Genomic DNA, 12845 nt, shown 5'->3' with positions numbered 1-12845 from the left:
CAGGCCGGCGCGGCAGACGACGACGACGACGGCCGCCGTCGCCGCGATCAGCCCAGGAGGTCCTCGACGCGGTTCGAGGTCGGCATGCGCAACCCGTCGAGGGCGACCGCGACGACGTCGTCGGCCAGCCGGTCGGCGGTCTCGGTGCCGCCGGGGCGGTACCACTCGACGAGCGAGTTGATCATGCCGAACGTGAGGCGCGCCACGACGCTCGCGTCGAGGTCGCTGCGGAGCGACCCCTCGGCCTGCGCCTCGGACACGAGCGCGGTGACCCGCCGGTCGAACGCGCGTCGGCGTTCGAGCGCCCGCCGCTCCACCTCGGTGTTGCCACGCACCCGCAGCAGCAGCGTGACCGAGGGCAGGCGGTCGACGAGCACGTGCACGGCGCCGCGCAGCACGAGGTCGAGCCGGTCGGCAGCGCGGCCGCCCGCGGCATCCGCGTCTTCGAGCACGCCCTCGAGCGCGGCCAGGGCCGAGTCGAGTGCGCGGTCGAGGATCTCGTCCTTCGAGGTGAAGTGGTGGTAGATCGCCGACTTCGAGAGCCCGAGCCGCTCGGCGAGCACGCCCATCGAGGTCGCGTCGTACCCGTACTCGTTGAAGGCGGCGACGGCGACGTCGAGGATGCCCTGCTGGTCGTAGCCGGGGCGCCCGCGTCGGAGTGAGGTGTTCTCTGGCATCGCTGTCATCCTCCCACCCGAACGGTCGGTCAGCGGTCAAGCCGCCCGACGAACCGTTCAGTCCGCCAGGCGAAGACGCTCAGGCCCGCTGGACTCAGGCGTTGCGCAGATCGTAGACGCGCTTGTACTTGCCCTCGCTGCGGGGCAGCGCGCCCGGCTCCTCGAGGCGCACCTCGACCGTGGAGCCGATGAGTACCTTGATCTTCTTCGCGAGCACGACGGAGGCCGCCTCGCACGTCTCGCGCGAGAGGTCGGGGTGCCGCTCGATGCGCACGGTCATCGCGTCCATGCGGCCGTTGCGCGTGAGCTCGAGGATGAAGTGCGGCGTCAGGTGCTCGATGCCGAGCACGATCTCCTCGATCTGCGTCGGGAAGAGGTTCACGCCGCGCAGGATGATCATGTCGTCGTTGCGGCCGGTGATCTTCTCGATGCGGCGCATCGCGGGTCGCGCCGTGCCGGGCAGCAGGCGCGTGAGGTCGCGCGTGCGGTACCGGATGACGGGGAACGCCTCCTTCGTGAGCGAGGTGAACACGAGCTCGCCCATCTCGCCGTCGGCGAGCACGGCACCCGAGTCACCGTCGATGATCTCGGGCAGGAAGTGGTCCTCCCAGATGTGGGGGCCGTCCTTCGTCTCGAGGCACTCGTTGCCGACGCCGGGGCCCATGACCTCGCTGAGGCCGTAGATGTCGAGCGCGTCGATGCCGAGGCGCTCCTCGAGTTCGTGGCGCATCTCGTTCGTCCACGGCTCGGCACCGAGCACGGCGACCTTCAGCGACGTCGAGCGCGGGTCGATGCCGGCTTCGACCATGGCGTCGGCGATCGTGAGCAGGTAGCTCGGCGTGCAGAGGATCGCGTCGGGCTCGAAGTCCATGATGAGCTGCACCTGGCGGGCGGTCTGGCCGCCCGACATCGGGATGACGGTGGCTCCGAGCGCCTCGATGCCGGCGTGCGCGCCGAGCCCGCCGGTGAACAGGCCGTAGCCGTAGGCGTTGTGCACCTTCATGCCCGGTCGGATGCCGCTCGCGCGCAGCGATCGGGCGACGAGCGAGGCCCAGCGCTCGAGGTCGCCTTTCGTGTAGCCGACGACCGTGGGCCGGCCGGTGGTGCCGCTCGACGCGTGGATGCGTGCGACCTGCTCCATCGGCACGGCGAACATGCCGAACGGGTAGGTCTCGCGGAGATCGGCCTTGGTCGTGAACGGCAGCTTCGCGACATCCGCCAGAGTCCTGATGTCATCGGGGTGCACGCCCGCCTCGTCGAACTTGCGCGTGTAGAGCGGCACGTTCGTGTAGGCGTGCCGGACCGTCTGCTGCAGCCGTTCGAGCTGCAGCGCCTCGAGCTCGGCGCGCGTCAGGCGCTCCTCGACATCGAGCGATTCGGATGCCGCGGGCGCGAGGCCCGAGACGCTGGGGGAGAGGGTCGTCGTCGACACGTGGTGCTCCTGGTTCGCGGACAGGTCAGAAGGTTCGGTTGGTGGAGATCGAGCGGCCGCGGAACTCGGCGACGGGTTCGCCGTGCTCGTCGACGACCGTCACGTCGTAGATGCCGGTGCGGCCCGAGCGGGTGCGGCGCACGGCGGTGGCGGTCAGGGTCTGCCCGGCGGTCGTGGACTTCAGGAACGTGATGTCGGCTCCGGCGGCGACCGTGACGGTCTCGTCCTCGTTGCAGGCGATCGCGAACGCGGTGTCGGCGAGGGCGAACACGAAGCCGCCGTGGGTGATGGCGAACCCGTTCGTCATGTCCTCGCGAACGCGCATGGAGACGACGGCGTGGCCGGGGTCGTCGCGTTCGACGACGAGGCCGAGGGATGCCGCAGCACGGTCGCGCTGCATCATCTCGCGGTTGATCGGGGCGGCGGTCGCGGCATCCGTCATGTGAAGCTCCTCGTCGAGTTCCGGGCGCCGTTGCTGCGGCGTATCTCCGACTATATACTAACTGAACGATCGGTTAGTATTATGTTCAGAGACGAACGGATGCCGCCGGCACCGCGCCAGAGAACACCACAGGCACGTGAACAACACAGGAGTCGACGATGACCTCACCCGCTGACCTCAGCGTGGTCGAACGCGAGCCCTCGCCCGAGGAGCTGCAGTTCAACGACCTCATCGCGGCGGACTCGCGCATCGAGCCCCGCGACTGGATGCCCGAGGCGTACCGCAAGACGCTCATCCGCCAGATCAGCCAGCACGCGCACTCCGAGATCATCGGCATGCAGCCCGAGTCCAACTGGATCACGCGCGCGCCGAGCCTCAAGCGCAAGGCGATCCTGATGGCGAAGGTGCAAGACGAGGCGGGCCACGGCCTCTACCTCTACTCCGCCGCGCAGACGCTCGGCATCACGCGCGACGAGATGATGCAGCAGCTCATCGAGGGCCGCGCGCGCTACTCCTCGATCTTCAACTACCCGACGCCGACCTGGGCCGACATGGGCGCGATCGGATGGCTCGTCGACGGCGCCGCGATCTGCAACCAGGTTCCGCTCTGCCGGGCGTCGTACGGCCCGTACGGCCGCGCGATGGTGCGCATCTGCAAGGAGGAGTCGTTCCACCAGCGGCAGGGCTTCGAGATCCTGCTCGAGCTCATGCAGGGCACCGAGGCGCAGCGGCAGATGGCGCAGGACGCCGTGGACCGCTGGTACTGGCCCGCGCTCCAGATGTTCGGCCCGCCCGACGACCAGTCGCCGAACTCCGCCCAGTCGATGGCGTGGAACATCAAGCGCTTCTCGAACGACGACCTGCGCCAGCGCTTCGTCGGCATGCTCGTGCCCCAGGCCGAGGTCATGGGCGTGACGCTGCCCGACCCCGCGCTGAAGTGGAACGAGGAGACGGGCCAGTACGACATGAGCGAGATCGACTGGACCGAGTTCGACGAGGTGCTCGCCGGCCGGGGCCCCGCCAACGCCGAGCGCATCCGCCGACGTCGCGAGGCCCACGACGAGGGGGCCTGGGTGCGCGAAGCCGCGGCCGAGTACGCCCGCAAGCAGTCGGCGCGGGAAGCCGTCGCATGATCGCCGGTCGAGGCTTGGGTCGAGTAGCGCAGCGTATCGAGACCAAGAAGCGTATCGAGACCAAGGAGACGAGATGAGCACCCCCGGCGAGATGGGAACCGAGCCCTGGCCCCTCTGGGAGGTCTTCGTGCGTGCCAACCGCGGGCTCAGCCACGTGCACGTCGGCTCGCTGCACGCACCCGACTCCGACATGGCCGTGCGCAACGCGCGCGACCTCTACACACGCCGCAACGAGGGCGTGTCCATCTGGGTCGTGCCCGCCGACGCGATCACCACGAGCGACCCCGACGCGAAGGGCGCCTTCTTCGAGAGCCCCGCGGGCAAGAACTACCGCCACGCCGTCTACTACACGAAGAGCGAAGGGGTGAAGCACCTGTGACCGCCGAGCTGCACGAGCACGAGCACGAGCACGACGCCGGCGACGCGACCCATGCCCACGGCTCGGTCACGGTCGACGAGCTCGCGCTCGCCGAGGAGCTCGCGGGCTCCGGCATCACGGGCGCCGGTCGCGTGGCGTCGGCTGATGCCGCGGAGTACGCCATGCGCCTCGGCGACGACGCGCTCGTGCTCGCCCAGCAGCTCGGCATGTGGATCACGCGAGCCCCCGAGCTCGAGGAGGACGTCGCGCTCGGCAACATCGGCCTCGACCTCATCGGCCACGCGCGCTCGCTGCTGCACTACGCCGGAACCGCGACCGGACGTTCGGAGGACGACCTCGCCTACTGGCGCGGCGAACCCGAGTTCCGCAACACGTGGCTCTTCGAGCAGCCCAACGGCGACTTCGCGCACACGATCGCGCGCCAGCTCGTCGCCTCGCTGTACCTGTACGAGCTCTACCGCGCCCTCGAGCCCTCGACCGACGCGACGATCGCGGCCATCGCGGCCAAGTCGGTCAAGGAGGTCGACTACCACCGGGACCACGCCGTGCAGTGGGTGCTGCGCCTCGCGGGCGGCACCGACGAGTCGCGTCGTCGCATGATCGTCGCGGTGACCGACACCTGGCCGTACGTCGACGAGCTGTTCGTCGACGATGCGCTCACCGCTCGGCTCGCCGACGACGGCGTCGCCGTGGAACCGTCGACCCTGCGCCCGGCGTTCGAGGCGGCGGTCGACGCCGTGTTCGCCGAGGCGCGGCTCGAGCGGCCCACCGGTCGCACCGCGTTCATCGCCTCCGGCGGCGGGCGCGAGGGCCGGCACACCGAGCACCTCGGGCCGCTGCTCGCCGAGATGCAGGTGCTCGCACGCCAGCACCCGGGGGCGTCGTGGTGACCGCGGTCGCCCGCCCCGAGGCATCCGCTCGCCCGTTGCCGGTGGATGAGGCATCGCGACGCGCCTGGCGGGTCGCCGCGACCGTGACCGACCCCGAGATCCCGGTGCTGACCATCGAGGACCTGGGGGTGCTGCGCTCGGTGGAGGTGGCCGACGACGGTGCCGTGCGCGTGCAGCTCACGCCCACGTACAGCGGATGCCCTGCGCTCGACGCCATGCGCGACGACGTGCTGCTCGCGCTCACGCACGCCGGGTACGACGACGTGCGCGTCGACCTCGTGCTCGCCCCCGCCTGGACCACCGACTGGATGAGCGAGGACGGCAAGCAGAAGCTGCGCCGCTACGGCATCCAGGCGCCGACGGGCCGCGCCGCCGTGCGCGACGCCGGGCCCGTGCGCGTGCAGCTCGCGGTCAAGTGCCCGCGCTGCGACTCGCTGAACACGCGCGAACTCGCCCGCTTCGGCTCGACCTCGTGCAAGGCGCTCTACGAGTGCCGCGAGTGCCTCGAGCCCTTCGACTACTTCAAGGTGCTCTGATGGCCGCGCGCAATCTCGGGTCGACCACGATGTCGGCCACGGTCACGAACGGGGCTTCGGATGCCGCGGCCGAGGCGTTCCTCGCCTCCACCGTGGGCGGCGGCCACCTGCCGAAGCGACGCCGTGCGAGGTTCCACCGCCTGGAGGTCGCCGAGGTGCGCCCGCTCACCGCCGACGCCGTCGAGGTGACCTTCACGGTGCCCGCCGAGCTCGCCGACGAGTACGCCTACCTCCCGGGGCAGTACGTGGCCCTGCGCACCGAGCTCGAGGGGCACGAGCGCCGCCGCAGCTACTCGATCTGCCGCCCGCCCGAGCACTCCGCCGATGGCACGGCCACCATCTCGGTCGGCATCAAGCGCGACCTCGGCGGCATCTTCTCGACCTGGGCGAACGCCGAGCTGAAGGCCGGCGACGCGCTCGACGTCATGAGCCCGCAGGGCACCTTCACGTCGACGCTCGATGCACTCGACGGCAAGCACATCGTCGCGATCGCCGCAGGGTCGGGCATCACCCCGCTCATGGCGCTCGCGCACACGGTGCTGGCCCGCTCCGCGACGTCCGAGTTCGAACTGATCTACACGAACCGGTCGACGCTCGACGTGATGTTCCTCGAGGAGCTCGCCGAGCTGAAGGACCGCTACCCCTCGCGGATCGCGCTGCACCACGTGCTCTCGCGCGAGCAGCGCACCGCGCCGCTGCTCTCGGGCCGCATCGACGCCGAGAAGCTCGGCACCATGCTCGACGTGCTGATCCGCCCCGAGACGGTCGACGAGTGGTTCCTCTGCGGGCCGTTCGAGCTCGTGCAGCTCGCCCGCGACACCCTCGCCGAACGGGGCGTGCCCGCCGAGCACGTGCGGTACGAGCTGTTCACGAGCGACGCCGAGCGGGTGGAGCCGCAGCGCGGCCGCCCCGTCGAGGTGCAGCAGGGCGAGCGCACCTTCGCGATCGAGTTCACGCTCGACGGGCAGTCCTCGACCGTCGAGAGCCCGGTCTCGGCGCACGAGTCGATCCTCAACGCGGCGCTGCGCGTGCGGCCCGACGTGCCGTTCGCGTGCGCCGGCGGCGTCTGCGGAACGTGCCGCGCCCGGCTCGTCGACGGCGACGTGACGATGACCGAGAACTACGCGCTCGAGCCCGACGAGCTCGAGCGCGGGTACGTGCTCACGTGCCAGTCGCACCCGACCTCCGACCGCGTCACGGTCGACTACGACGTGTGAGCGCCGGACTCGACCGACCCAACCGATCGGCCGTGCGCCGACCTTCGAACGGACCATCCTCTACGAGAACGGAACGAGCATGATCGAGAGCAACGTGGCCGACGGCGTCGTCGAGATCGTGCTGAACGCCCCGGAGAAGCTGAATGCGCTCGACGAGCGGGCGCTCGACGAGCTGGCCGCCGCCTACGCCGAGGCCGAGCGCCTGGCCGAGTCCGGCGAGGTGCGGGCTCTCGTGCTGCGCGGCGAGGGGCGCGCGTTCTGCGCCGGCCGCGACATCTCGGGCGTCGACCCGCGCGACGACGACGTGCTGGGTTACCTCGGCGGGCGCGTGCAGCCGCTGCTCGAGCGCATGGCGGCGTTCCCCGCCCCGACGTTCGCGGTCGCGCACGGAGCCTGCCTCGGCGTCGGACTCGGGCTGCTCGTGGCGAGCGACATCGTCTACGTCGCCGACACGGCGAAGATCGGCTCGCCGTTCGCGAACCTCGGCGCGACGCTCGACTCCGGCGGCCACGCGCTCTTCGTCGAGCGCCTCGGCGCGCACCGCACCATGGACCTCATCGTCACGGGCCGGCTCATGTCGGGCGCCGAGGCCGTGGCCGCCGGATTGTTCTCGCGGGTGTTCCCCGCCGACGAGGTGACGGATGCCGCCCGCTCCGCGGCCACCGCCGCGGCGACCGGGGCCACGCAGGCGTTCATCGCCTCGAAGGCGCTCGTCGCCTCGATCCGCGACGACCGGCTCGGACTCTGGGCGTCGATGGCCGACGAGAACCGTGCGCAGGCCGCGCTCTGCGACACCGACGACTACCGCGAGGGCTTCGCCGCCTTCCAGCAGAAGCGCAGGCCGGTCTTCACGGGTCGCGCCTGAGCGGACCCGACCGACGGAACGCCCGTCTGCGGCATCCGATCCTCGTCAGGTGTCCCATGTTCGGGGGCGTTGCCGGTCGCGGCCGGGGAGCGTAGATTTCGCGCGCATTCCCTGCAACGCGCACACCCGATTCCGTGCGGCGCGGCCCGACGCCGCACGGTTCAGCGGAAGGAAGCGCCGTGTCCACACCTCGCAGGATCCGTTTCGTGCTGAGCGCGACCGCCGCGGCGGTCGCGCTGGTCGCGGGAACGCTCGTCGGTGCGACCACCGCGCAGGCCGCGGCACCGCCGCCGCCGTCGATCGCGGCGCTGGGCGACTCGATCTCGCAGGCCTTCGACGCGTGCGGGTACAAGGCGTGTCCGACCTACAGCTGGTCGACCGGCAGCGTCGCGTCGGTGAACTCGCACGCGTCGCGACTGCGTGCGGCCGGTGCGACGAGCCTCGCCGTCACGAACAACTCGGTCGTCGGGGCGGTGGCCGCAGCCCTTCCCGCGCAGGCGCAGCTCGCGGTGGCGCAGCGGGCGCAGTACGTCACGATCCAGATCGGTGCGAACGACGCGTGCACGACGACGGTCGCGGGCATGACCCCGACCGCCGCGTTCGAGGCCTCGGTGCTCGCCGCGATCACGGCCGTCAACACCGGACAGCCGACCGCGAAGATCTTCGTGGCGAGCATCCCGAACCTGAAGCGCATGTGGGAGGTCAGCAAGGGCAAGGCCGGCGCGAGGCTCGTCTGGGCCGCCGGGCGCATCTGCCAGTCGATGCTGGCCAAGCCGACGAGCACGGCCGCCGCCGACGTCGCCCGCCGCGACCAGGTGCAGGCCCGCGCCAACGAATTCAATGCGGCACTCGCGCGCGTGTGCACGCCCGCCCGCAACTGCACGTTCGACGGCAACGCGGTCGCGAACTACGTCTTCACGTCGAGCCAGATCTCGGTGCTCGACTACTTCCACCCGAGCATTGCGGGGCAGGCCAAGATCGCCGAGATCACCTGGCCGCTGACCCCGTACGGAGCTCCCTGATCCGCCGGTGCCCCCCACCGGCCTGCAGGGCCCGGGTGACTCGCGATCGCCCGGGCCCATTCCCTGCCCGATCCGTCGAACTCGACGGGCGAACGGATGCCGGGGGCGGGCCGCGCTCGGAATAGGGCGATCGCCCGATACGCGGCGGCCACCTCAGCGACGAACGTCGACTCCAGACGAACAGGGAGTCGACATGATGATCTCGGAACTCAGCTACCTCCACCTCCAGCACGCCGAGGAGGTGCGCATCGCCCGCGACCTCGAACGTCGTCGCGAGCACCTCGAGCGCATGCTCGAGGGCGAGCAGGGCGGCGACCGCGCGGCCTCCGCCGCACCGCGCGCGTCGAGGTCGACCTTCAGGCCGCGCCGCCGCCTCGCTTGACCGGCGCCCGCGCGTCGGACACGCTGAGCCTATGAGCGAATCGACGCGCACCGCCGCCCGTGGGGCCGCCTACTGGATCTGCTACGCGGTCACGCTCATCAGCGCCGCCGTGAGCGTGACGTTCGCGATCATCGCCGTCATCGACGGCGGGCTCGAGGCCACCGACGCGCTGTACGCGACATCCCGCAGCATCGCCCTGGTCGTGCTCGCGCTCGTCGCACCGCTCTTCCGATCCGATGCCGCATTGCTCACGGTCGCCGTGGCGATGACCATCGTGCAGGGCATCGACACCTACATCGGGGCGCTGCAGGGCGATGTCGCGAAGACCGTCGGGCCGGTGGTGCTCTGCCTCGCCACGATCGTGGCGGCCACGTTCCTCGCGCGGAGCGACCGGATGCGAGACCGGGACTGACCGTGCCGCACTCCTACCCCCTCCATTCCGAGGTCGAGGCACGGTGCCTCTGCTGCGAGTCCGTGCAGCCCTTCGTGTTCGCCTCGCCCACCGATCAGGTCGTCTGCACGCACTGCCGCCGGCACCTCGGCGACGAGAAGGCCGAGCGGCGCGACCGCGAGCACGTCGCGCTCTGGCGCTCGATCGTCGAGGCTCGGGATGCCGCAGCCGCCGACGCGCGCACGGCGGCCGACGAGGCGGCGACCGAGGCCGCGGCGACGATCGCCTCGCTCACCGCCGAGCGCGAGCAGCTGAGGGCGGGCGCGATCGACGGATCGGGCGAGACCGGAGCCGCGCTGCGGCGCGACCTCGAAGGCGAGCTCGTGCGCCGTGCCGAGCGGGCCACCGAGCTGACGAACCGACGCCTCGACCGCGCCATGGTCGCCCTGTGGCAGGTGCAGGCGTTCCACCACCCCGACGCGCGCAAGCCCGGCGCCTGCTCGTGCGGCAAGCCGTTGCCCGCCTGCCCAGAGAGCCGCATCCTCGAGGGCGTGCGCCAGGAGATGCGCGACTGGGAGACCCGGAACCTCGCGCTGCTGCGTGACGGCAAGCGGCACGGGCTGCCGCCGGAGCACCCCGAGGTCGCGGGTGCCGGCGCGGGGGCACGCGGCGGGGCCGGAGGTGGTCCGGCGCAGGCCGCTGCCGTTCGCCGTCCCGGTGTCGGCGGCCGCTGACAGACTGAGCACATGCCTTCGTCGATCGGCACCCCGGGCGGCACGCCCGAACGCCCGGCGCTCTTCTTCGCCGATGCGGCGGAGTTCCGTGCCTGGCTCGAGGCCAACCACGACTCGGCGCCCGAGCTCTGGATGGGCCTCAACAAGAAGCACGTCGAGAATCCCGGCCTCACCTGGGCCGAGGCCGTACCCGAGGCGCTCTGCTTCGGCTGGATCGACTCGGTCGCGCAGCGCATCGACGACGACGCCCGCCGCCAGCGCTGGTCTCCGCGCAAGCCGACGAGCATCTGGTCGGCGGTCAACGTCGCCCACGTCGAGCGGCTCACCGCCGAGGGGCGCATGCACCCCGCGGGCTTGGCCGCCTACGAGCGCCGCACTCCAGAGCGCACGGGCGTGTACTCGCACGAGTCCGTCGACGAGCAGCTGCCGCCCGAGGCGGTCGCGAGGCTCGAGGCCGATGCCGCGGCATCCGCGTTCCTCGAACAGGCGACCGCCACCTACCGGCGCCTGGCAGTCCACTGGGTGATCTCGGCCAAGCAGGAGGCCACCCGCGAGCGGCGGCTCGTGCAGCTCATCGACGACAGCTCGAACGGGCGGCTGATCGCCCCGCAGCGGTTCGGCGAGACGCCGAAGTGGGTCGCGCGTGCGGCCGAGGCGGCCAGGGCGGCCGGTGGTTCCCCGGACGTCGAGGGGGAGTCCACCGACATCCGGTGATGAGCCCTCGACGAGGCGGGGATCCCAGTCGAACTGCGCCCTAGAAGCGGGCCGCCATAAGGCTGAGCTGATGCTGGATCTCCCAGCTGATCGTCGGGTCCCCGCCGAGCACGATGATCTTGGCGGGCCGGAGGCGGGCGAGCTCATCGGCGACGTACGAGGGGAGCGATCCGCGAGGCGTGAGGAGCATCGGTGCGCCGTCGCGGAGCGCCACCGGCGCGGCCGCGAGTGCGTCCGGGAAGTTCTCGCCGCTCGCCAGGTACACCACCGGCGTGCCCGACGCGAAGCGCGCCTTCGAGACAGCCACCGCCGTCGCGTAGCGGTTGACGCCCGCGAGACGTTCGACCGTGGCGGAGGTGACCGCGGACACGCGATCGATCACGGCAGCGCCGACCGCCGGGGTGCCGCCGAGCACCACGACCTTCGCGGGGTGGAGCCGGAGCAGCTCGGCTTCGGCAGCGGGCGAGAGCCCGGTCGGTGGAGTGAGGAGCACCGGGCCCTCCTCGAGCCCGGCCAACGGTGCCCCGGCCAGTGCGTCGGGGAAGTTCTCGCCGTTCGCGAGGTACACCACGGGAACCCCCGGCTCGAAGTGCGAGGCGGAGACGAGCGCGGCCGTCTCGTATCGACGGGCGCCCGCGATGCGGATGACCGCGCCCGTCGTGAGCTTCTGGAGCGCGGTGAGGACGCCCGCGTCGACGGCGGGTGCGCCGCCGACGACGACGATCTTCGCCGGCCGAAGTCGTGTGATCTCATCGGCGACCACCTGGGGAAGGCTCGCCGGCTTCGTGAGCAGCACCGGCCCCCCTTCGAGGCCGGCGACCGGCGCCGCTGCGAGTGCGTCGGGGAAGTTCTCTCCGCTCGCGATGTACACGACGGGCACATCGGGCTCGAATGCCGACTTGGAGATCTCGACCGACGTCTCGTACCGCTTCGGGCCGGCCAGGCGCTTCGCCAGGGCGCCCATGCGCATGTCGCCGAGCGCGACGTTGTCGTTCGCTCCGAGGACGATCTTCGTCGCGTCGTCGGCGTATGGGGCATCGCGCCAGACCTCGTGCGACCAGTCGTTGCCGATCCCGACCTTCGACTGGAAGGTCAGGTCGTAGGCCCCGGCGGTCAGCCCGCTGATCGAGTACTCGCCATCACCGTCGGTGTACGCGAAGTGTTCGTAGATGTCGACTCCGCCCGACCGCTGAGCCTCGACGAACGCACCGGACAAGGGGGCGTTCTCGAGATCGAGCACACGCCCGCTGATGGTCGACCCGGTCGACAGCTCGGCGTCGAAGCCGGACTTCGCCTCGCTCGCGAGCAGCTTGATCCTTCGAGCCGTGGTGGAGTCCGATGCTCCCTGCCACCACTCGTCGACGTAGATCGCCTGGGGGCCGCTCCAGGGGGAGGCGAACTGTAGTGTGTACGTTCCGGCCGGCAGCGCGACCACCTTGTAGACGCCGTCGCCGTCGGTCTCGGCGCTGTACTCGGGCCCTGAGACCGAACGCACCCACAGGACGGCCTCCACGATGGGCTTGCCCGCCTGGTCGGTGACGCGGCCGGCGATCGACGCGCCTGGAGTCAGTTCCGCGTTCACGGCGTCCTTCGTCGCGCCGGATGCCAGCGTGATCACCGAGGCCGTCGATTCGGAGGAGGCGTTCTGCCACCACTCCATCACGTAGTCGCCCGTCGGCCGTTCGGATTGGGGTTGGAACAGCACCTTGTACCGGTCGGCCTCGAGCGCCCCGAAGGAGTAGCGTCCGGCGGCATCGGTGAAGGTGTGCGTGCGGTACGTGTAGGGCTGGTCATCGGCCCCCTTGAGGAACACGCCGATGCCCGCGAGCGGCTTGGCACCGGGGGCGGTCACGATGCCCGAGATCACGCCGGTGCCGCTCGCAGCGGCCGCGGGCTCCGTCTCGAACGGGTGCAGGAGACCCGCCGCGAGGAGGATCAGCACGAGGGCGGCGAGCAGTCGTGCACGCGGCGTCGACGTGCGGAGTCGGGTCATCGGGGAGCTCCTCGGAGGTCACGGCATCGTCGCTCCCT

General features: G+C 71.1%; 15 protein-coding genes. 11 read left to right on the top strand and 4 right to left on the bottom strand.

The window, feature by feature from the left end; translation table 11 throughout:
• Positions 1 to 47: 47 nt before the first annotated feature.
• The 3 genes from GQR16_RS16695 to paaI form a co-directional block, all read right to left on the bottom strand.
• Positions 48 to 677: a TetR/AcrR family transcriptional regulator gene (locus GQR16_RS16695; RefSeq protein WP_157416288.1), complete on the bottom strand. Its 630-nt coding sequence runs from the start codon at positions 675 to 677 to the stop codon at positions 48 to 50.
• Between the two features lie 94 nt (positions 678 to 771).
• A complete protein-coding gene (gene paaK / locus GQR16_RS16690) occupies positions 772 to 2109 on the bottom strand; it encodes a phenylacetate--CoA ligase PaaK (protein ID WP_157416287.1) in 1338 nt (445 codons plus the stop codon).
• Between the two features lie 25 nt (positions 2110 to 2134).
• Positions 2135 to 2551, bottom strand: a complete 417-nt coding sequence (paaI, locus tag GQR16_RS16685) for a hydroxyphenylacetyl-CoA thioesterase PaaI (RefSeq protein WP_157416286.1) — start codon at positions 2549 to 2551, stop codon at positions 2135 to 2137.
• Positions 2552 to 2709: 158 nt separating this feature from the next.
• Between paaI and paaA the strand changes: the two genes are divergently transcribed.
• The 11 genes from paaA (at position 2710) to GQR16_RS16635 (ending at position 10814) form a co-directional block, all read left to right on the top strand.
• The gene (paaA, locus tag GQR16_RS16680; protein ID WP_157416285.1) at positions 2710 to 3684 is read left to right on the top strand and encodes a 1,2-phenylacetyl-CoA epoxidase subunit PaaA; all 975 of its coding nucleotides are present in this window, start codon (positions 2710 to 2712) and stop codon (positions 3682 to 3684) included.
• A 73-nt stretch (positions 3685 to 3757) separates the two neighbouring features.
• Complete coding sequence (paaB, locus tag GQR16_RS16675; protein WP_055861630.1) at positions 3758 to 4063, top strand: 1,2-phenylacetyl-CoA epoxidase subunit PaaB; 306 nt, start codon at positions 3758 to 3760, stop codon at positions 4061 to 4063.
• The gene (paaC, locus tag GQR16_RS19780) at positions 4060 to 4953 is read left to right on the top strand and encodes a 1,2-phenylacetyl-CoA epoxidase subunit PaaC (RefSeq protein ID WP_246200898.1); all 894 of its coding nucleotides are present in this window, start codon (positions 4060 to 4062) and stop codon (positions 4951 to 4953) included. Before paaB ends, paaC begins: the two co-directional genes overlap by 4 nt.
• A 35-nt stretch (positions 4954 to 4988) precedes the next feature.
• Complete coding sequence (gene paaD / locus GQR16_RS16670; protein WP_425482626.1) at positions 4989 to 5489, top strand: 1,2-phenylacetyl-CoA epoxidase subunit PaaD; 501 nt, start codon at positions 4989 to 4991, stop codon at positions 5487 to 5489.
• 29 nt (positions 5490 to 5518) lie between these two features.
• Positions 5519 to 6706 carry a 1,2-phenylacetyl-CoA epoxidase subunit PaaE gene (gene paaE / locus GQR16_RS16665; RefSeq protein ID WP_157416351.1) on the top strand — a complete coding sequence of 396 codons (1188 nt, stop codon included), beginning with the start codon at positions 5519 to 5521 and terminating at the stop codon, positions 6704 to 6706.
• Positions 6707 to 6785: 79 nt separating this feature from the next.
• Entirely contained in the window at positions 6786 to 7571 is a 786-nt protein-coding gene (locus GQR16_RS16660; protein ID WP_157416284.1) for an enoyl-CoA hydratase/isomerase family protein, read from the top strand.
• A 206-nt stretch (positions 7572 to 7777) separates the two neighbouring features.
• Positions 7778 to 8593 (top strand): SGNH/GDSL hydrolase family protein, encoded by an 816-nt coding sequence (locus GQR16_RS16655; protein ID WP_157416283.1) that lies wholly within the window; start codon positions 7778 to 7780, stop codon positions 8591 to 8593.
• Positions 8594 to 8786: 193 nt separating this feature from the next.
• Positions 8787 to 8975, top strand: a complete 189-nt coding sequence (locus GQR16_RS16650; RefSeq protein ID WP_157416282.1) for a hypothetical protein — start codon at positions 8787 to 8789, stop codon at positions 8973 to 8975.
• Between the two features lie 31 nt (positions 8976 to 9006).
• Positions 9007 to 9387, top strand: coding sequence for a hypothetical protein (locus GQR16_RS16645; protein WP_157416281.1), 381 nt, complete (start codon positions 9007 to 9009; stop codon positions 9385 to 9387).
• Between the two features lie 62 nt (positions 9388 to 9449).
• Positions 9450 to 10100 carry a hypothetical protein gene (locus GQR16_RS16640; RefSeq protein WP_157416280.1) on the top strand — a complete coding sequence of 217 codons (651 nt, stop codon included), beginning with the start codon at positions 9450 to 9452 and terminating at the stop codon, positions 10098 to 10100.
• A gap of 12 nt (positions 10101 to 10112) precedes the next feature.
• A complete protein-coding gene (locus GQR16_RS16635; RefSeq protein ID WP_157416279.1) occupies positions 10113 to 10814 on the top strand; it encodes a YdeI/OmpD-associated family protein in 702 nt (233 codons plus the stop codon).
• A 40-nt stretch (positions 10815 to 10854) separates the two neighbouring features.
• Here GQR16_RS16635 and GQR16_RS16630 read toward each other — a convergent pair whose 3' ends face one another.
• A complete protein-coding gene (locus GQR16_RS16630) occupies positions 10855 to 12807 on the bottom strand; it encodes a cell wall-binding repeat-containing protein (RefSeq protein WP_157416278.1) in 1953 nt (650 codons plus the stop codon).
• Positions 12808 to 12845 lie beyond the last annotated feature (38 nt).

The sequence above is a fragment of the Agromyces allii genome, assembly GCF_009749385.1.
Classification (GTDB): domain Bacteria; phylum Actinomycetota; class Actinomycetes; order Actinomycetales; family Microbacteriaceae; genus Agromyces; species Agromyces allii.
Note: the sequence above shows the minus strand (reverse complement) of the source record. Positions and strands in the feature narration are given on the sequence as shown.